This window comes from Martinezella sp. CNPSo 3959, assembly GCF_057784355.1.
The window spans coordinates 97,862-115,570 of sequence record NZ_JBXSOV010000009.1 but is presented as its reverse complement, the minus strand read 5'-3'; the positions used below and the strand labels follow the sequence as shown (position 1 = coordinate 115,570).

The window sequence follows — 17,709 nt, the reverse complement described above, 5'->3', positions numbered from 1 at the left end:
GTTTTGAACCCGAAGAACTGCTGGCGCCTACCTGATATGACGGGCAGGCGGCGCAAGTCGTTCCATCTGGCCCGCTCAAACATTGCGCGATCCATCAACCAAGATCCCCAAACGTCGGCAATCGCCATCGCGGAAACCGGCGCAGTAGCGGCATCGCAGACGCAATTTAATAATAATTGCGTTTTGCAAGTAAATAGTTGACATTACGCTCTCAGCTCTGTGCACCTTGTGCTGAACTCGCCGCTTGCCTGGATTACCGTCTGGCCACGAAGGATGTGAGATGACCGCAGCCCTGTTTCTCGCGACTGTACTTTTTTGGGGCTCGGGCGCCATTGTGACGTCCCTGCAGGCAAGCGTTTCCGCACCTGAGCTATCGGTCGCCATTCGCATGTTTCTCGTTGGGTCAGGCATGCTCGGCTTTTCGATCGCAACCGGCAAACCGATCACAATTATGCGCGGCGACCGTTCTTGGGTGGCAATGCAGGGCATATTGTTTTTCGGGCTTGCTTTCATCGCCTTTTACAAGGCAACGCAAGGTATACCGAGCGGGATCGCAGCTCTGGTGCTGTCGAGTTCCTCGCTTTTCGCCGCGGTAGCCAGCCGGTTTCTGCTGGATCTACGAATAAGCCGCCGCGCCGCGATCGGCATAATCTTTGGTCTACTGGGCCTCGGCATCGTGGCCGCCCCACAGATCTTTGCCTTGCATCTCAACCCGCAAACCATGAAAGGCTTCATATGGGCCGCCATTGCCGCGATAGCGACCGGCGCAGGGACGGCGATCGCTGCGCGCAACCAGCGGCGCGGACTGCCCATCCCAGTCCTCATGGGTTGGGGCGCATTGTGCGGATGCGGCTTTGGGTTCGCCTGGGCTGTGGTTGTCGGCACGTCCCTGACAATACCTGTAACAACCGGCTATCTGGCACAGCTTGCCTATCTCGCAATTGTCGCCTCGTGCGTCACCTTTCTCATGTATTTCACGCTGATTGAAAAGGTCGGCCCAGCCCGCGCCGCTTATGCGCTAACCGTTGTTCCCATCGTTGCTATGACAATTTCCGTCATATTCGAAGGGCTGCACGTCGATACACGTCTCGCCCTCGGTGGCGCAACGATCATTCTGGGCAATATCCTGATCCTTAATGCCTGAAACCGGACCGTTAACAATCATTTGAGATCAGGATCGTACCCGGCTGTGCGTTAGCAAGCATTGGGATCATGACCGGCTATAGCTTAGCGGCCCCCGCGAAATCCGGGATAGGGCTATTCCAATCAGGGAGAATATCCTCTTCAGACAGCAATTGTCTCGGGTAAAACTGCCTCCAAAAAGATCGATTGCACAAAGCTTATGCATGTCTAAATTACTTGCAAATAGCAATTGATTTCCTATAAAATCTATGTTGTAGTTTTAATCATAAGAGGTAAATCGCATTGCGATTACCCGCATAACTAGAATCTAGGGAGATGTCCGAACCGCAACAATTTTGGAAGGCATATGTTCATGTATATGTCCTCGACACCGATTGAATCTGAGGTCGTCTTTTCAGGCCGCCGCTCGGCGACCTACCGCGATGCACTCCACCTCTTTCCCCATGCCTGGCTTGACGATATTGCCGCCATGCGCCGCTTCCTGCAGCCGGTCGACGGCCGACGCGTCTTGGAAATCGGCGCCGGCAACGGTCATTTCAGCCGAGCGATCGCCGAAGATGTAGGCCCTACAGGCTTACTGGTCGCAACCGATCCGTCCACCGAACAACTTGAGGATCTCGAAATCGAAAGTGGCGGCCGGATCAGGGTCTTCGGTCAGGCAGCGCACATGCTCGACCTGCCGATCCGCGATTTTGACATGGCCTGGTCGCGCGGCGCCGTCCACCATATTTCCGACAAGACAGCGGCTTGGACGGCTATCGCAGCCCATATGCGCCCCGGCGGCAAGCTGGTAGTTGCCGACATCTTCGCCGGAACGCGGCTTGCCGCCTATTTCGACGATTTTATCGCCCTGAGTTGCTGTACCGGCCACGAGGTCTCTTTCCTCTCGCGGGAATTTGCCACTAGCCTGTGCACTCTGACCGGATGGGACAAGCCCCAATTTACCGATGTCACCACCCGCTGGCGCTTCGACACCAAGGCAGATCTCGGACATTTTCTGCGATTGCTGTTCTCGGCAACCGAGATCTTCACCGACGACGACTGCCTTGTTGCAGCGGAACGCCATCTTGACATCGTTTCCGACGGCAACGGCATCGCTCTGCTGTGGCCGATGACAGTGATGGAAACGACAAGGCTGCCGACCGCAAATTAATCTTGGATGAGCGATCACAGGCGCTCGACGCGGGACGGGACAATCCTGCCCGCGGCGTGACCTGGCATGCGCAAATTTCCTTCGGAGTTCGCCTATGACATCGACCGCCGCAAACCGTGGATCCACGGCCCCTCGCCCCGCGATCCCTTTCGACCCGAATACAAGCACACTGCCTCCGGTTGCCACGAAACCTGGCTCGGAGCTTGCGGTCCAGAAGGTCGGCTACAATGGTCGGCCCGGTGCATTTGCGGATGTTGCCTGCAGGATGGCGTTCCCATCCGCCGACCGCATCGCCCTACCGAGCTTGGAGACCACGATTGCCAGCACCGTCCGCGGTGAAGTCGACCGGATTCTCCTGCCATGCGAAAACAGCCTCGTCGGGCGGGTGCCGGATGTGCACAGGATCGTGCCCGACAGCGGTCTGCATATCGTCGGCGAGCATTTTCAGCGCGTCGAACATTGCCTCATGGCGCCGCCGGGCGCATCGCTTGCAAGCATCAGGCGCGTGCGTTCGCACCCCGTCGCACTTGGTCAGGTCAGCCGGCTAATTGCGGCGCTCGACCTGGAGGCCATTGCCGCTCCTACGACATCGCACGCCGCCGAGCTGGTGGCATCTTGCAAGGATCCGCGCGAGGCCGCGATTGCCTCGGATGTCGCAGCCGACCTTTATGGATTGAATATCCTCAAACGCAATGTCGAAGACGATCCGCATAACACGACACGGTTCTACGTGCTGTCTGCCGAACCTCAAGCGGTCGAGCAAAAAACACAGCTTCTGACGACGATCGTCTTCCGCACCCAGAACCGGCCGGGCTGCCTCTACCATGCCATTGCCGGATTTGCCGAAAACGGCATCAATATGACCAAGATCGAAAGCTACCTTGTCGGCGGGCAGTTCGTGCCATCCCGCTTCCTTTGCGAGTTCGAGGGCGATCCAGCTACACCGGAGGTGGCCGATGCGCTCGATATTCTCGCCCATCATGCTCGCGAGCTGGTCGTGCTCGGGACATTCCCGATGGCAAGCCGTCACCTGCGCAACCGCAGTGAGGAAAATCTCTCGTCATGGGGGACCAAGCCTCCAGCCGCCTTTCGATGGTCCGATGGCCAGCAGGAGCCCGAGCGATGACGACGGCGGTAAACCACTACGGAGGCCATAGCGATCTTGTCGATGCGGCGATCGCAAAATTGAAGCTGCATTTCGGCGATCGGCTAACAACGGCGACGGCCGTGCGTGATCAGCATGGCCATGACGTGAGCTGGCATCCCTCCTATCCGCCGGACGCAGTCGTCTTCCCGGATACGGCGGATGAGGTATCACGCATCGTCGCGACCTGCCACGCCTTCGATGTGCCGGTAATCCCGTTTGGAACCGGCACCTCCTGTGAGGGTCATGTTGCCGCCCTTATGGGCGGAATATGCATCGATCTCTCGCGGCTGGATCGAATTTTGACGATTCAACCGGACGATATGACGGCGACGGTCGAGGCAGGCGTAACCCGCAAGCGCCTGAACGCCGAACTGCGCGATACCGGACTGTTCTTTCCCGTCGATCCCGGCGCGGATGCCTCACTTGGCGGAATGGCCTCGACGCGTGCCTCCGGTACGAACGCCATGCGGTATGGCACGATGAAAGACAATGTCGTTTCACTCGGTGTCGTTCTGCCCAATGGCGATCGGATCCGCACCGCAAGCCATGCCCGCAAATCGGCCGCCGGCTATGATCTGACACGTCTCTGGGTGGGATCGGAAGGCACGCTCGGCATCGTGACCGACGTGACTGTCAAATTGCATCCAATTCCGGACCACGTCGTTGCGATTTCGGCGAGTTTCTCGACGCTGGAACAAGCGGTCGGCTTCGTGCTTGTTGCGACCAAGCTCACCGACACTTTGGCACGTATCGAACTGCTCGACGAACTGCAGGTCGAGGCCGTCAACAACTATTCAAAACTCTCCTTGCCGGTCGAGCCGACGCTTTTTATCGAACTGCACGGCGGTCGCGCGGCAGTCGAGGCCGCCTTGCCGCTCATAGAGACGGAGGCAAATGCTGCTGGCGCCAGTCGATTTGACACGGCCGTATCGGCGGAGGCTCGAGGCAGGCTCTGGCAGGCACGCCATGATATCTGGTGGGCCAACCTTGCGCTGCGCCCGGGCGCAAGCGCCCTGCCTACAGATAGTTGCGTGCCGGTATCCCGGCTTGTCGAGGCCATACTTGCCGCCAAAGATGACGTGCGGGATCTCGGTCTCCTCGCACCGATCTGCGGCCATGTGGGTGACGGCAATTTCCATCTTTGCGTCCTTTTCGATCCCGCCGATCCCGATGAGCGTCAGCGCGTCGAAACCCTGACCAAACGCCTTGCGGCCCGCGCAATCGCGCTGCAGGGGACATCGACTGGCGAGCATGGGATCGGCCACGGCAAGATGGCCGCACTCGTCGCAGAGCATGGTCCCGCCATTCGGGTGATGGCCGCGATCAAACGCGCCGTCGATCCTCACAACATCATGAATCCAGGCAAGATTTTCAATCTCGCCGAGGCACCGCCGTTCAATTGAGCAAGATCCATAAACCAGGGAGGGAATAGAATATTCATGTCCAGCCAGCATGGTCCGGCCTCCATCGCCGACTTTAGAATCGCCGCGCAACGCGCATTGCCGAAGATGGTCTTTGATTTTTTCGACGGCGGCGCCGGCTCGGAGCTCACATTGCGCGAAAACAGGGCTGCACTGGATCGGATCCGTCTCGTCGGCTCTGCGCCGGTCGATGTCGGCCACCGCTCGGCGGCCATCTCGCTCTTCGGCAAGCCGCTCTCAATGCCGATCATCATCGGACCGACGGGGCTGGCGGGTGCTGCATGGCCCGCGGGCGACCAGGCATTGGCCCGGGCAGCCGCACAAGCAGGAATCCCCTTTGTCATGAGTTCGGCGGCCAGCGCGTCCATGGAAGCTGTTGCGGCTGCCGGTGAAGGCAGGAAGTGGTTTCAGCTCTACCTGTTCCGGGACCGCGAGGTGAGCCTCAGACTATTGCAGCACGCCCAGGCCTTGGGCTTCGAAGCAATCGAGATCACCGTCGACAACGCCATTCCCGGCAGACGGTTGCGCGATGCCCGCAATGGCTTTTCACTGCCGTTCCGCTGGACGCCAAAGAAGCTCCTGAGCCTTGCCACCCATCCCGCCTGGGCATTGCGGATGGCGCGTGCCGGTACACCGAGGCTGGAGGTCATGGCGGCCGAGTTCGACCTCAGGTCCGCCGCCACCATCGCCGAGGTGATGGAACAGCAGCTCGATCCGACCGTATCCTGGGACGATATCGCCTTCATACGCGACCGCTGGAAAGGCCCTTTGATCCTTAAAGGGCTACTCGATCCAGCGCAGGGAGCAAGGGCAGCCGAATTGGGACTGGACGGTATCGTGGTCAGCAATCATGGCGGCCGGCAGCTCGATGGAGCCGTTGCAAGTATCGATATGCTGCCGGAATTCGCCGCCGCGGTGGCCGGTCGGCTGGCCATTCTCGTCGACAGCGGATTTCGCAGCGGCACCGATATCATCAAGGCCCTTGCCCTCGGCGCCACGGCTGTGCAGCTCGGCCGCGCAACGCTCTATGCGCTTGCGAGCGGCGGAGAGGAAGCGGTCTCCCGCGCTTTGAGCATCCTCGCTGCAGAACTCGATGTCGCCCAGGCGATGACGGGTTCACCGACCATCGCCGATATCGGCCCTGCAAAGCTCCGACTGCCGCCACCTCTGATCCGAGCCGAAAGGGTGGCAACACCTATTGAGCCTACCTCATCCCGCCCGCAAACCTTCGCAGCCGCTTGAACGAATTTTCCGAAAACCCTTCCGAGGAGATCATTCCCATGCGCCGTAGAACTGCTTTGTTTCACGCCCTCGCCCTCTCAGCATTGCTGATGCCATTACCCTCAGCGACCGCATTTGCGGCCGACAAGACGGTTGCCCTGACCTATATCGTCGAACACCCGGCCATCGATGCGGCCCGCAAAGGGATCGTCGATGCGCTGGCGGATGCCGGCTTCGTTGACGGCAAAACCATCACGCTCGATGTCGCCAGCGCTCAAGGGAGCATGCCGACGCAAACGCAGATCGCAAAAACATTCGCCGGTAAATCGCCCGACCTGATCGTCGCCATTTCCACTCCCTCCGCCCAGGCTTGCCAGGCCGCGGCCAAAGGAGCGATCCCGATCGTGTTTTCTGCGGTAACAGATCCCGTTGCGGCAAAATTGGTCAAAAGCTTCACGCAGCCCGACGGCACGCTGACCGGAACCAGCGACAGGCAGCCTTTGAACCTGACCTTTGAACTGATCCACAAACTGACGCCAACGGCAACGAAGGTCGGCGTTCTCTATAATGCCGGCGAAGCCAACTCCGTCGCACAGGTGGCGGACATGAAGGCGGCAGCGGCGAAATTCGGCATAAGTATCGTCGAGGCGACGGCCGCGCAGTCGGCCGCCGTGCCGGATGCTGCCCGCAGCCTGGTCGGCAAGGTCGACGTCATCCTGCTGCCGACCGATAGCACGGTGGTTTCGGCGGTTGAAAGCGTGGTCAAGGTCGGCGTCGATGCAAAGATCCCGGTCTATGCCAGTGACACCAACTCCGTCGAACGCGGCGCAATGGCTGCGCTTGGCTTCAATTACTATAAGCTCGGACGGCTGACGGGCGAGATTGCCGCCAAAGTGTTGAACGGCGCAAAGCCCGCCGACATCCCGGTTGGAACTCTGGACAGCGAGGATCTCTATCTCAATCTCGTTTCGGCCAAGAAGATGGGCGTCACTCTGTCCGAGGCCACGACGCAAAGCGCAGCAAAGGTGATCGCACAATGAGCCTGATTGCCCTTTCCGGCGCCTGCGAGGCAGGCCTGCTGTTTGCCCTCGTTGCCCTTGGCGTCTATCTTTCGTTTCGGGTGCTCGATTTTCCGGATCTGACTGTCGATGGCAGCTTTCCGCTGGGCGCTGCAGTCGCAGCATCCGCGATTATGGCCGGCGTGCCCCCCATCGCCGCAACGCTCCTCGGATTTGCGGCGGGTGCGGTCGCCGGCTTCGTAACGGCATTTCTGTCGGTTCGATTGAAGATCATGAACCTGCTGGCGGGTATCCTGACTATGGTTGCGCTGTTTTCTATCAACCTGCGCATCATGGGCAAACCGAATATATCGCTCTACGGCACCGACACCATATTTTCCTGGATCGGTACGGTGGCCGCACTCGGTGTGTGGGGCAATACAATATTGCTCCTCTGCATCGTGGTGGCCGCAAAGGTTCTGGTTGACTGGTTCCTCGCGACACACATGGGACTTGCCTTGCGTGCAACCGGTGCCAATCCGAAGATGGCCGAGGCGCAGGCCGTCGACAACGGCCGCATGGTCATGCTTGGCATGGCTCTCGCCAACGGCCTCGTTGGCCTTGCCGGAGCGCTGTATGCCGAAAGCCAGGGTGTTGCCGATGTCTCCATGGGTATCGGCACCATCGTCACCGGTCTTGCCGCCGTCATCATCGGCGAGACAATCGTCGGCACCGGGTCGGTTGCACGCGCCACTCTGGGCTGCATCCTCGGCGCATTGATCTACCGGCTGGTCATCGCCCTGGCACTCGATGGCGGCGTGATTGGGATCCAGGCGCAGGATCTCAATCTGGTAACCGCACTGGTGGTCGCCGTTGCCGTGATGATTTCAAAAACGCGGCTGAAGAAGCTGCCCGCCATCAGGCGTACCCGGCTGTCGGAGCCGTCGAAAGCAGAAGGAGCAGCCTCATGATGCTGAAACTCGATACGATCTCGGTCACGTTCAATCCTGGCACCGCTCTCGAAGTAGCCGCCCTGCGTGGCGCTTCGCTGGCTATTCCCCATGGCCAGTTCGTAACCGTGATCGGCAGCAATGGTGCAGGAAAATCCACGCTGCTTTCGGCCATTGCCGGCGCAATTTCGCCCGACAAAGGCCGGATCGTGATTGATGGCGTAGACGTCACACGACTGTCTGCACAGGCACGGGCGCGATTCATCGGCCGCGTATTTCAGGACCCACGGATCGGAACCTGTGAGGCTCTGACCGTCGAGGAAAATCTTGCGCTCGCCTCCGCACGCGCCGGGCGACGTGGATTTTCCCTTGCGCTTGGCGGGAGACGTGGCCGCTCGCGATTTGAGGAACAGCTCGCCAGCCTTGGGCTCGGACTTGAAACGAAGCTTAGAGCGCGAATTGGCACACTTTCCGGCGGTCAGCGACAGGCGGTAAGCCTGCTGATGGCAACGTTGCTGCCAATGAAGATACTTCTTCTCGACGAACATACAGCCGCGCTTGATCCCAAGGCAGCATCGCGCATCCTGGCACTTTCGGCGGAGATCAGCGAGCGCCAGCATCTCACCACGCTGATGGTGACGCATAGCATGCGACATGCTCTCGATTATGGCCAGCGCACCATCATGATGAGTGGCGGACGCATCGTGCTTGATGTTGCAGGCGATGAACGGGCAGGTTACGACGTTCCCGACCTGATCGCCCTGTTCGGGGCAGTGAGCGGCGGCGAGATCGCCGAGGACAGGCTTCTGCTTGCTTGATCGCTGCCCGGAGTGGCCGCTTGTTTTCACAGTTGCGCTGGAATATATCTGCAATATGCAATTTAAAAATGATCAACCTGAAAATGGGCTGGCGGAGGAACGCGAGGATGGGACGGCATTAAAGCCGGCCTTCCGGCTCGATCGCTGGATACCCTATCGAATGTTTCTGGTCGCAAGCAGCACCGCTGAGCTGCTCGCGTCCTATTACGGACCAAGATACGGTCTGTCGCAAGCCTCGTGGCGAATTCTCGCCATCGCCGGTGGCCGCCCCGGGCTTTCGAGCAAGGAAATCTGCCACGCAGGCGCGCTCGATCAATTTGCCGTCAGCCGCGGTATCGCGCAACTGGTTTCGCTGGGCTTTGCCCGACGCAACGCCGGCGCAGGCGACCGGCGGTTTTCGGCCGTCGAACTCACATCCGAGGGCTACAAGGTGCTCGACGAGATCGTGTCGATCGGTCAGGCGATGGAGGCACGCATCCTCGAAAGCCTGTCTGAACACGAGCGCGAGATGCTCCATGCCATGCTCGATCGCATCGAGGATGCTTGCGCCGGAGCTGTCGCTCGTGGGTGGCAGGCCGTGGTTGGCGACGTCAGATCTGGAGGCTGATCCAATTCGGCATGCAAGCGGCCCGGCACATGGCTGAAACCAGCCGCTTGTTCTTCCCGACGTTTGCGGCATGTGCCGATGGCGAGTTCAGCCTTAGTTCGAGACTCGATCGGCTCCTTTTTCCACGTCCTCTACCGCTAACCTGGCGAGAGCAAGTATAGCTTCTCGCGTTTTGGCGGCGGCAATAAAACGGCCGTTATGGCAGAAGCTGGCTCCCTGGACCCCCGTCGCCACTTCCAAATCGCGCCCGCTCAACCCCGCCCAAGCCGCCGGCAGGTCGGCGCGCAGCTCGAACCCTTCCTCCGCGCGGCGAATTCCCGTCAGGCACCAATCGGCGTCGCGCGGATGGACCACGAACAGGAGGTGATCGGCACCTGCCTTCATGATGGCCGGACGAAACGGCATGCCCATCGGCAGCTCGAGAACACGGCCCTCCCCCGCGGACACAATCGCCTTCAGAACCAGGGTTTCAGCGCGCAGTTTCGCATGGATCCCGGCAATCTTTGCTTCGACAAAACTGCGGGCGATCGCAACCGCAGCATGAAAGGCCCGATCGGTCGCCTCCGGATCCGGATCGTCGAAGACGGGCTTCAATGTCTCGAGCAGGGACGGCAGGGTCAATCCCGCCAGCAGACCGGCGCTGTCCGGACTGAGGGCGCCATTGTCGACCAGGTCGATCGGCAAGACGAAGCTGGCATCGAAAGCGGCATGCATCGTCTCGACGAAGGCGCCCGGAACAGAGAGAGCGGCCAGATAGTCACGACCGAAATGTTTCCAGATCAAGCCGAACGAGCTGAAGGGCTGACCATCGTTGCGCTGCGGGGCGCCGCGCTGGTGATGATCGAAAATCCCGACAGCGGCATCATAGGCGCCGCCGACATCATAGACGATGCGATCGGCGCCGGGGGTGATCCATTCCGGCGCCCTGCTGCGAACAAGCCGTGCTTCAGGGAAAATCTGCGTGAGAATGACGCTGGACAACACTTCGTCGGCATGAAAGCCGCCGGAATGCGTGACGAGGAAATTTGGAGCCATACGGCCATAGCCTTACTGTTCGCGAATTGGACAGCCCGGCAGATAACCAGTTCCGGCCATTATCTCAACTGCTTATCGCGAAAGTGAAGGGATACTGGCAGGTGCTGCCATGTTGAACCGCAGAAAACGATGTGCAAGCGTGGATCGACACTTCAGGCAGCGCGAACCCGGTCGCGGCCGCTGAGCTTGGCAGCGTAGAGAGCCTGATCGGCGCGCCGATACAAATCTGGCGCACTGTCGGTTTCCAGGCAGGCAGCAATGCCGGCCGAGCAGGTGTAACCGAAATCCGGCGAGGCTGTGAGCGGTCGGGAAAACCGGATCGTCGTCAACATCCGTTCAATGAGTTCGATTGCATCTTGCTGCGCCGTCCCCGGCATCACGAGCACGAACTCCTCGCCGCCGACGCGCCCGAAACAGTCGGTCCGCCGCACATATTGATGAAGCCGATGCGCAAAATCCCGCAGGACGAGATCGCCGGCGTCGTGACCGTGCTTATCGTTGATCAGTTTGAAATTGTCGATATCGAATACGGCAAGGCATCCGATATCGCCACCCCTGGCGCCGGCCAGCATATCGTCTATTCGCGCCATGACGAAACGGCGATTGGCGATCCCTGTGAGCTCGTCTGTTTGAGAAGCTTTGATGGCCTGGTCGCGATCTTGCCGGACGCTTCGGCCTTCGGCACGCAATGTTGTTATATCGCTCGCAATACACAGCATCCAGCCATTCTTCTGCATGGTTTCGGTCATCCAAAGCCAGCGACCGTCCACCAAATCCGTCTCGAAGGCTCGATAGCCGATCTTGCCGCGACGTGACTGCGTCGACCGCAGCCATCCGTCGAAGTCGACTGTGCGAATGACCGTACCGCGCCCAAGTGTGAAGTTGCGCCGCATCAGATCCGGCCATAGCGGTGCTTCATCGGGATCGATAAAATAGGCTGATCGAAAGGCAGGGTTCGCATATCGCAACCGATCCTCGGCGTCATAAACCGCCATAAGCGTCGAACTGGTCGCACAAAGGTGCAGAAGCTGTTCGATCATTTCATCCATATCGGTTCCCGCTAATTCAGTAGCACAATACTTACCGCAGAATTGCCACGAGAAAAGGGGGAGACAGCTGGACGGAATTGGCTTGCCCTTCCATTGCCTTAGCGCGCCGATCGATTGGTTGCTCGAAATCGCCGAATCATTGGAAGTACTTATGCGATTTCCGCACCAAGCATCTTTAAACCTATAGGCGCAATCCCTACGTGGTCTACCGTTATGTCTATCAAGGCAACACCGATGTGAGATTACTCACGACCACGCAGTTCCCCAGTGGGGACTGGCGATGCGTGGTCATTTTTCCAGACAATAAGCAGCCCAAACCTTCGACACGCCCTTGGTGCGTCGAATGCTTAGGCGCGCAATCTCCCCGTCTTATCAACCAATACCAACCGGGCGGCTGTCGGGTGGATGAACCCGTGCGCCCATAGGAGAGAAGAGATGGAAGCCCTCACCAATCTCAGTCCGATGGAATGGCTGGCGATCGAGATCGCCGGTGCCGCAATCGTGCTCGCGATAGTTTTCCGATGGAGCGGCGTGATCCGCTATATTCCCAACGACAGGCTCGGCATCCTCGAAAAGCTGTGGAGTTTTCGCGGTTCCGTGAAGAACGGTTTCATTGCACTGAACGGCGAGGCTGGTTTCCAGCCTGATGTCGTGCGCGGCGGCCTGCATTTTTTCATGCCGTTTCAGTATTCCCTGCATCGCGCCAATCTCGTGACCATTCCACAGGGTCAGATCGGTTACGTCTTTGCCCGTGACGGCAAGCCGCTGCCGCCCACCCAGACGCTTGCCTCAAACATGGAAGCCGATGACTTCCAGGACGTGCGCGACTTTCTCCTCAAAGGTGGACAGAAAGGCCCGCAGCGTAAAATCCTGCGCGAAGGCACCTATGCCATCAATCTTGCGCAGTTCATCGTGCTGACCGCACAATCGATCTATGCCGTCAACCTCAGTTCGTCGGAACAGAAACTGTTTGCCGACATGTCGACACAGATCACCGAGCGAGAGGGCTTCGAGCCCGTCGTCATTCATGACGCAGAGGACATGATCGGCATCGTGACCATCCATGACGGTCCGGCCCTGCCCGACGGCGAGATCATCGCACCGACGGTTGCCAACGATCCGACGGATGCGAACTTCCATAATAATTTCCAGGATCCGGAGAAATTTCTCAATGCCGGCGGCTATCGCGGCCGTCAATTGCAGGTGCTTGCCGACGGCAGCTACTTCCTAAACCGCATTTTCGCGACCGTCGAACTGGTCGACAAGACAATTATAGATGTCGGCACGGTCGGTGTTGTTGTCTCTTATACCGGCCGCCGCGGCGCGGACATTTCCGGCCAGTCCTATCGCCACGGCGAACTGGTGGAGACCGGCGCGCGGGGCGTCTGGTCGGCACCACTTCTGCCCGGCAAATATGCCTTCAACACCTATGCCGGTAGTATCGTCATCGTACCGACCACCAACTTCGTACTCAAATGGACGAAGGAACAGTTCGGCGAGCACAGGCTGGATGAGAATCTGTCCGAAGTATCGCTGATCACCAAGGACGCGTTCGAACCCGTGCTGCCGCTCTCGGTCGTCGTACATATCGACTATATGAAGGCACCGCTCGTCGTGCAGCGCTTCGGCGATATCAAGCGCCTGGTGGAGCAGACGCTCGATCCGATGGTCTCGGCCTATTTCAAGAATATTGCCCAGACCAAGACCCTGATCGAGCTCCTGCAGGAACGCAGCGAAATCCAGCGCAAATCCGGGGAGGAAATGCGCGAGAAGTTCGCCTCCTACAGTCTCGAGCTGCAGGAAGTTCTGATCGGCACCCCGCGCGCCAGCAACGGCCAGAACAGCATAGAGCAAATCCTGATCCAGCTGCGCGAACGCCAGATCGCCGTTGAAAAGGTCGAGACCTATAAGCTGCAAGAAGTCGCGGCCGTCCAGGAGCGCACATTGCGCGAGAAGGAAGCGCTTGCCGAACAACAGGCCAAGATCACCACTTCTGCACTGACCATCGAGATCAGTGAAAACGAAGGTAAGGCGCAGCTCGCCCGCACTCGCCAGCAGGCGGAAACCATCCAGGTCACTGCCAAGGCTGAAGCCGAGAAGGTACGCCTTGCGGGCCTCGGCGAGGCCGACCGCATCAAGGCGATTGCGCTTGCCGATGCCGAGCGCATTAAGGCTACGGGCCTTGCCGATGCCGAAAAGGTGCGCGCCGTCGGTCTGGCGGAAGCAGAAGCCACCGAAAAGAAGGTCGCAGCCTTCGGCGGGCCGGATTATCAGCTGAATTCGCAGGTTCTGATGCGCTTCGCTGAAGCGATAGAGAACGGCAGGCTGCCTCTCGTGCCGCAGATCCAGGTCGGCGGTGGCGCCGGGGAAAAGGGTGCCGCCAACGGTCTTGTCGAGATGATGTTGTCGATGCTGGTCGCCGACCGGCTTGGGCGGCAGGAAGCGCCGGCTGCTGCCCCCACAGCGATCGCCCATGATTGATTGCAGATGGGCCGGCTATGCCGGCCCATCTTGTCCAGTGGCTTGCTCCCAGCCGCAACTCACTGCGGCTCGACCTCGCGTTAGCCGATTTCCCGGAAGGTAATCGAATAGCGAAGCCGATCAACCGGCGGGATGGAATGCTCCCATTCGCTTCGCGCAGGACCTGACAGCACGTAAGCGGAACCGGGTTCGCAGATTAGCGTGGCGCGCTGCCATTTATCCCCGGCACGGCGCCTCAGCCTGAACGTACAAGGCGATAGCAGGGAAATGCCGACAACCCGCCCGAACACCTTCTTGTCCCTATGCCAGCCGATCGGCGCACCCGGGGCGTATTCGGTGACAAGGGCTTGCTGCAGATCATCGGGCGCTATTCCCGCAAACTCAGCCGCGATGCTGCGCACGGGCAGAAGGAACGACGGAATTTCGCCGGTGCGCCTCGCACGCTGCGCCTCGTAATCGTATTTCCAGCCATAGGAGACGACGCGTCGTCTACCTTCGAAGCCATGAAAGTCGAACGGCTTCAGCGGCAATTGCGGTATCTCGCGAAGTAGATCCAACTGGATGGACTCCGGAACGATATCGGCTTGGTAGCGGAAACCCTCCGGCAACGGCGGTTCTACTGCCGCAAACAGGTTTCCTTGCGCTGAAATGCCCATGGCCGCTCCTTCTGTTTAATGGACACTTGGAACTTTCGCGACCGCGGCGAAATCCTCCGCGACCAGTTCGCTGATCGCAATCAGGACCTCTTCGGCCGAAAAACCGGAGACAATCGTGCTCCGGATCAGCTCCTGCAGATCGAACTCGATAGCATCGCGGCAGTCTTCCAGCCGCTGCTCCGAAACCGTAATACTGTGCAGTTCTTCCATCATGTGATCCTTTCCTAGATGCTTGCGGTTGCTGCCGATGATTTACCGAGCCGCCGCCCGACGCCTGATGGAAGGAAGAAGCCCTTCGCGCTGCATCCTCTTGCGTACGGCCTTGCGCTGGCGGGCAATCGCTTGCGCCCTTTCGCGCACACGCCGCTCGGACGGCTTTTCGTAGGCCCGATGTTCCTTCATTTCCCGGAACAGACCTTCACGCTGCATCTTCTTTTTCAGTACCCGAATGGCCTGTTCGACATTGTTGTCTCTGACGATGACTTGCATTCTCGTTCTCCTTGTTTTCGTTGATAATTCCGCTCAACCGAGCTGCTCGGCTATGATCGCCTTCAATTCGGCGCGCGTGAGCAGGCAGGGATATGGCTTCTGGTTTTTGTCCGGCCGTTCGATGCGTTCACCGCGGTCGCGCGGCTCCATCGCCGCCGGAGCGGCGGGGATATTTGCTTTGTTCAATTGAAATTCCTTACCGGCCATTCGGCGAGATGACGGTCCGGCGCTGTTGCGCACGGGAGCGCCGACGACTTCAGCCGTCCGCTGTGGCCAATTATGTGAGTGATGTCGGAAATATAAGGAGTGGCATATCGCATTACAAGGCGATATCCAGGCTGTGAAAGGCGTGGATCCAACACCATTGGAGCCGGAACATCGCACTCCGGGTAGAAGGGTGGATTAATCAGCTATTGATGTGTTTGACCGAGCCCGGTGTGAGACGCCTGAATTTCGCCGGCTCGGCAACGAGGACGCAAACCTAGCTTGGTAGCCGAAAAAGCAAGAAGGCATGACCAAGTTCTGAAGACCGCCCTTCTATCGCTCACCAAGTGAAACGAGGACCGAAGGAGCCGTAGTAGCCCGGTGTCGAGCCGCCTGGAGCAAGCTCATTATCTCGTTGGACTCTCTCTGCCCATCGCCGACGCTCAGCCGCTTTTTTTGGCGGCGGCAGGATCTGTCGATTTGCTTGCGGTTACGGAACCCGATTGACCGCCACTTCTATCTCCCGTCGAGCAGGACGCACAGAAAACAGCCGGAAAAATAATCAGAATGCCTAGGGCTATTGCCCTTTTGAGCCTGTAGTAGATCGGCTGCATAGACATTCTCAATACTCTCTGACCATTCGCGATAAGAAGAGACATTATTCGATTCCACATCGCATGGGAACTAAAGGCTAGTCGCGTTCCGCTACGACGATAACGGCCGTTCCTCCATCCGCGCATGGGAAAACGCCGAGTAACCTCAACTGTATCGGCGGATTTTCAGTCTTGCCATGCTGGTGCCGGATTCTTCTGATGTTTGGCTGCGCCGACATTAGAAGGGCTCACCATGGAATTGCTCAATCGCTACATCGATCTTCCGTTGCTTCGCGGCGGATCGGCAGCCATGCGGCTGTGGCACAAACAAACCGGTCTTTCTCCGCAGACGCTAAGCCCGTCATGGAGCCTTATCGTTGTTCTCGCCCTTATGGCGGCAAGCGGCCTGTTGCTGAATGGCCCGATTTACGCTTTCTCCATCGGCACGCTCTTCATGCTTTCTGTTCCGTCGCTGCGATTTTTGATGCCTCGTCGAATGGGGCGCAATTACGATATACGATCCTATCAGGCGCTGGCGGCTATAGCCACGCGCAAGCGTGAGAGCGAATGGGCGACCCGACTGACCGTTTTGCTTACCGGCGTCATTTTCCCCTTCTGTGTCTACGCCGGCGACGAGGCAGCGGGCATCTTCCTGCTTGGCGCCAGCCTGTGGTTTGTGCTCACGGCTCCGGTAAAGAGGTATCTGGATGCCGCCGAACCGCCGCCGCCGGACGCCGGCGGTAAGCAGGTTTGGTTGAAACAAGCCGTGACAACGGAGTAACGCCAGCCCTCATTCAAGGAACAAAGTGCACTTTGCTCCGTTCTTCATCCAGCAACCAATGGAGAGCGAAATGCTTTATTATGCACTGGTATTTCTCGTCGTAGCCTTGATTGCAGGAGCCCTCGGCTTCGGCGGCATAGCAGGCGCCTCTGCGTCTATCGCACAGGTCCTGTTCTTTATCTTTCTTATCTTCTTCGTCGTTTCGCTCGTCATGAATGTGATGAGACGCTGAAGGCGAAGATGAATGAGACCGCGATCCGGATGCCGGCCCACCCGATCAACCATGACGGTGGGTCGGGCCGGCGCTCTTCCTTAATCAATTACGACAAATACTTTCCGTGACGGTCTCTTCCCGTTAGAGTTCGTAGCTGCGGCGAGAACTCGGAAGAGGTTCATTGGCAGGAGCGGCCTCAACCCTTTAGCACCCCTATTTCTCAGATCGCTGCAGAAGAATTCGCATCTCCTCGAAATGTCGCTTGCGATCTGCATCTCCGTCATTGGGCACATAGCATGTGCTGGAGACGCAAAACTTGACGAGGTTGTGAGGCTTGTCCGCCTTTTCGAACTCGCATTCGAAAGTGTCGCTCATCTCGGCTGCCGCAGTGCCGGGCCGGGTGGAGTAGGTCATACGAACGCCAGGCGGCTTGAGCTCCGGAAAGGACTGCACCGTTCCAATCGCAAGCCCGTCCGATAAAAAGAAATTCTTGGCGACGGTCTTGCATGTTGCTTCCAGATCGGGGGACTGGGCAAGAACGGCGGTTGGAAAGAGGATAATGCTGAATAAAACAGGAAATTTAAACACGATAGCCTCCTGTAAAGATCTCCCAGATCGAAGAGATCGCGATCAGCAAACGTCGGTGGAAACATAGAGTTCCATGAAGCTATGCCAAGCAGTTTCCACGACTGGCACCAACGCTACTAAGTTCGGGAAAGCCTTTCGCTTCAATAGCACGGACGATCGCG

The 17,709-nt window shown here is 58.7% G+C and carries 19 protein-coding genes; 12 read left to right on the top strand and 7 right to left on the bottom strand.

Translation table 11 applies throughout. The annotated features are described in order from the left end of the window. Positions 1 to 280: 280 nt before the first annotated feature. The 9 genes from AC13RE_RS19365 (at position 281) to AC13RE_RS19325 (ending at position 9,458) form a co-directional block, all read left to right on the top strand. Positions 281 to 1,144, top strand: coding sequence for a DMT family transporter (locus AC13RE_RS19365; RefSeq protein ID WP_132720195.1), 864 nt, complete (start codon positions 281 to 283; stop codon positions 1,142 to 1,144). A 345-nt stretch (positions 1,145 to 1,489) separates the two neighbouring features. Continuing rightward, the gene (locus AC13RE_RS19360; protein ID WP_488564124.1) at positions 1,490 to 2,296 is read left to right on the top strand and encodes a class I SAM-dependent methyltransferase; all 807 of its coding nucleotides are present in this window, start codon (positions 1,490 to 1,492) and stop codon (positions 2,294 to 2,296) included. Positions 2,297 to 2,390: 94 nt separating this feature from the next. Continuing rightward, entirely contained in the window at positions 2,391 to 3,422 is a 1,032-nt protein-coding gene (locus AC13RE_RS19355; RefSeq protein ID WP_488564123.1) for a prephenate dehydratase domain-containing protein, read from the top strand. Beyond that, positions 3,419 to 4,846: an FAD-binding oxidoreductase gene (locus tag AC13RE_RS19350; RefSeq protein ID WP_488564122.1), complete on the top strand. Its 1,428-nt coding sequence runs from the start codon at positions 3,419 to 3,421 to the stop codon at positions 4,844 to 4,846. The genes AC13RE_RS19355 and AC13RE_RS19350 overlap by 4 nt, the downstream gene beginning before the upstream one ends. Positions 4,847 to 4,882: 36 nt before the next feature. Continuing rightward, positions 4,883 to 6,106 (top strand): alpha-hydroxy acid oxidase, encoded by a 1,224-nt coding sequence (locus AC13RE_RS19345; RefSeq protein ID WP_488564121.1) that lies wholly within the window; start codon positions 4,883 to 4,885, stop codon positions 6,104 to 6,106. A 38-nt stretch (positions 6,107 to 6,144) separates the two neighbouring features. Then, on the top strand, positions 6,145 to 7,125 hold the full coding sequence (locus AC13RE_RS19340; RefSeq protein WP_488564120.1) for an ABC transporter substrate-binding protein: 981 nt from the start codon (positions 6,145 to 6,147) through the stop codon (positions 7,123 to 7,125). Then, on the top strand, positions 7,122 to 8,054 hold the full coding sequence (locus AC13RE_RS19335; RefSeq protein ID WP_488564119.1) for an ABC transporter permease: 933 nt from the start codon (positions 7,122 to 7,124) through the stop codon (positions 8,052 to 8,054). The genes AC13RE_RS19340 and AC13RE_RS19335 overlap by 4 nt, the downstream gene beginning before the upstream one ends. Beyond that, on the top strand, positions 8,054 to 8,851 hold the full coding sequence (locus AC13RE_RS19330) for an ABC transporter ATP-binding protein (RefSeq protein ID WP_488564200.1): 798 nt from the start codon (positions 8,054 to 8,056) through the stop codon (positions 8,849 to 8,851). The genes AC13RE_RS19335 and AC13RE_RS19330 overlap by 1 nt, the downstream gene beginning before the upstream one ends. A 55-nt stretch (positions 8,852 to 8,906) precedes the next feature. Then, the gene (locus AC13RE_RS19325) at positions 8,907 to 9,458 is read left to right on the top strand and encodes a MarR family winged helix-turn-helix transcriptional regulator (protein WP_488564118.1); all 552 of its coding nucleotides are present in this window, start codon (positions 8,907 to 8,909) and stop codon (positions 9,456 to 9,458) included. A 93-nt stretch (positions 9,459 to 9,551) separates the two neighbouring features. On the opposite strand, the gene AC13RE_RS19320 is transcribed toward AC13RE_RS19325, so the two are convergent. Continuing rightward, on the bottom strand, positions 9,552 to 10,493 hold the full coding sequence (locus tag AC13RE_RS19320) for an MYG1 family protein (RefSeq protein ID WP_488564117.1): 942 nt from the start codon (positions 10,491 to 10,493) through the stop codon (positions 9,552 to 9,554). Positions 10,494 to 10,645: 152 nt separating this feature from the next. Beyond that, positions 10,646 to 11,542, bottom strand: coding sequence for a GGDEF domain-containing protein (locus AC13RE_RS19315; RefSeq protein ID WP_132720205.1), 897 nt, complete (start codon positions 11,540 to 11,542; stop codon positions 10,646 to 10,648). A gap of 435 nt (positions 11,543 to 11,977) precedes the next feature. Between AC13RE_RS19315 and AC13RE_RS19310 the strand changes: the two genes are divergently transcribed. Continuing rightward, on the top strand, positions 11,978 to 14,023 hold the full coding sequence (locus AC13RE_RS19310) for a flotillin family protein (protein WP_112399968.1): 2,046 nt from the start codon (positions 11,978 to 11,980) through the stop codon (positions 14,021 to 14,023). Positions 14,024 to 14,103: 80 nt separating this feature from the next. On the opposite strand, the gene AC13RE_RS19305 is transcribed toward AC13RE_RS19310, so the two are convergent. From AC13RE_RS19305 to AC13RE_RS19290, 4 genes are read right to left on the bottom strand one after another with little or no spacing between them, the layout of a single operon-like run. Then, positions 14,104 to 14,679: an alpha-ketoglutarate-dependent dioxygenase AlkB gene (locus AC13RE_RS19305; RefSeq protein WP_488564116.1), complete on the bottom strand. Its 576-nt coding sequence runs from the start codon at positions 14,677 to 14,679 to the stop codon at positions 14,104 to 14,106. Positions 14,680 to 14,694: 15 nt separating this feature from the next. After that, entirely contained in the window at positions 14,695 to 14,889 is a 195-nt protein-coding gene (locus tag AC13RE_RS19300) for a hypothetical protein (protein WP_015343205.1), read from the bottom strand. A gap of 42 nt (positions 14,890 to 14,931) precedes the next feature. Continuing rightward, positions 14,932 to 15,168, bottom strand: a complete 237-nt coding sequence (gene rpsU / locus AC13RE_RS19295) for a 30S ribosomal protein S21 (RefSeq protein WP_488564115.1) — start codon at positions 15,166 to 15,168, stop codon at positions 14,932 to 14,934. A gap of 33 nt (positions 15,169 to 15,201) precedes the next feature. Further along, complete coding sequence (locus tag AC13RE_RS19290) at positions 15,202 to 15,354, bottom strand: hypothetical protein (RefSeq protein WP_183711731.1); 153 nt, start codon at positions 15,352 to 15,354, stop codon at positions 15,202 to 15,204. A gap of 834 nt (positions 15,355 to 16,188) precedes the next feature. Between AC13RE_RS19290 and AC13RE_RS19285 the strand changes: the two genes are divergently transcribed. Together AC13RE_RS19285 and AC13RE_RS19280 are read left to right on the top strand one after the other, a co-directional pair. Next, entirely contained in the window at positions 16,189 to 16,746 is a 558-nt protein-coding gene (locus AC13RE_RS19285; protein WP_488564114.1) for a hypothetical protein, read from the top strand. A 70-nt stretch (positions 16,747 to 16,816) separates the two neighbouring features. Beyond that, positions 16,817 to 16,978, top strand: coding sequence for a DUF1328 domain-containing protein (locus tag AC13RE_RS19280; RefSeq protein ID WP_015343210.1), 162 nt, complete (start codon positions 16,817 to 16,819; stop codon positions 16,976 to 16,978). 195 nt (positions 16,979 to 17,173) lie between these two features. Here AC13RE_RS19280 and AC13RE_RS19275 read toward each other — a convergent pair whose 3' ends face one another. Then, entirely contained in the window at positions 17,174 to 17,548 is a 375-nt protein-coding gene (locus AC13RE_RS19275; protein WP_112609014.1) for a hypothetical protein, read from the bottom strand. Between the last annotated feature and the right edge of the window lie 161 nt (positions 17,549 to 17,709).

Excerpts from the sequence above, each read along its gene's own strand:
- AC13RE_RS19365 (WP_132720195.1), top strand. The coding sequence starts at position 281 with ATGACCGCAGCCCTGTTTCTCGCGACTGTACTTTTTTGGGGCTCGGGC.
- AC13RE_RS19360 (WP_488564124.1), top strand. The coding sequence starts at position 1,490 with ATGTTCATGTATATGTCCTCGACACCGATTGAATCTGAGGTCGTCTTT.
- AC13RE_RS19355 (WP_488564123.1), top strand. The coding sequence starts at position 2,391 with ATGACATCGACCGCCGCAAACCGTGGATCCACGGCCCCTCGCCCCGCG.
- AC13RE_RS19350 (WP_488564122.1), top strand. The coding sequence starts at position 3,419 with ATGACGACGGCGGTAAACCACTACGGAGGCCATAGCGATCTTGTCGAT.
- AC13RE_RS19345 (WP_488564121.1), top strand. The coding sequence starts at position 4,883 with ATGTCCAGCCAGCATGGTCCGGCCTCCATCGCCGACTTTAGAATCGCC.
- AC13RE_RS19340 (WP_488564120.1), top strand. The coding sequence starts at position 6,145 with ATGCGCCGTAGAACTGCTTTGTTTCACGCCCTCGCCCTCTCAGCATTG.
- AC13RE_RS19335 (WP_488564119.1), top strand. The coding sequence starts at position 7,122 with ATGAGCCTGATTGCCCTTTCCGGCGCCTGCGAGGCAGGCCTGCTGTTT.
- AC13RE_RS19330 (WP_488564200.1), top strand. The coding sequence starts at position 8,054 with ATGCTGAAACTCGATACGATCTCGGTCACGTTCAATCCTGGCACCGCT.
- AC13RE_RS19325 (WP_488564118.1), top strand. The coding sequence starts at position 8,907 with ATGCAATTTAAAAATGATCAACCTGAAAATGGGCTGGCGGAGGAACGC.
- AC13RE_RS19320 (WP_488564117.1), bottom strand. The coding sequence starts at position 10,493 with ATGGCTCCAAATTTCCTCGTCACGCATTCCGGCGGCTTTCATGCCGAC.
- AC13RE_RS19315 (WP_132720205.1), bottom strand. The coding sequence starts at position 11,542 with ATGGATGAAATGATCGAACAGCTTCTGCACCTTTGTGCGACCAGTTCG.
- AC13RE_RS19310 (WP_112399968.1), top strand. The coding sequence starts at position 11,978 with ATGGAAGCCCTCACCAATCTCAGTCCGATGGAATGGCTGGCGATCGAG.
- AC13RE_RS19305 (WP_488564116.1), bottom strand. The coding sequence starts at position 14,679 with ATGGGCATTTCAGCGCAAGGAAACCTGTTTGCGGCAGTAGAACCGCCG.
- AC13RE_RS19300 (WP_015343205.1), bottom strand. The coding sequence starts at position 14,889 with ATGGAAGAACTGCACAGTATTACGGTTTCGGAGCAGCGGCTGGAAGAC.
- rpsU (WP_488564115.1), bottom strand. The coding sequence starts at position 15,168 with ATGCAAGTCATCGTCAGAGACAACAATGTCGAACAGGCCATTCGGGTA.
- AC13RE_RS19280 (WP_015343210.1), top strand. The coding sequence starts at position 16,817 with ATGCTTTATTATGCACTGGTATTTCTCGTCGTAGCCTTGATTGCAGGA.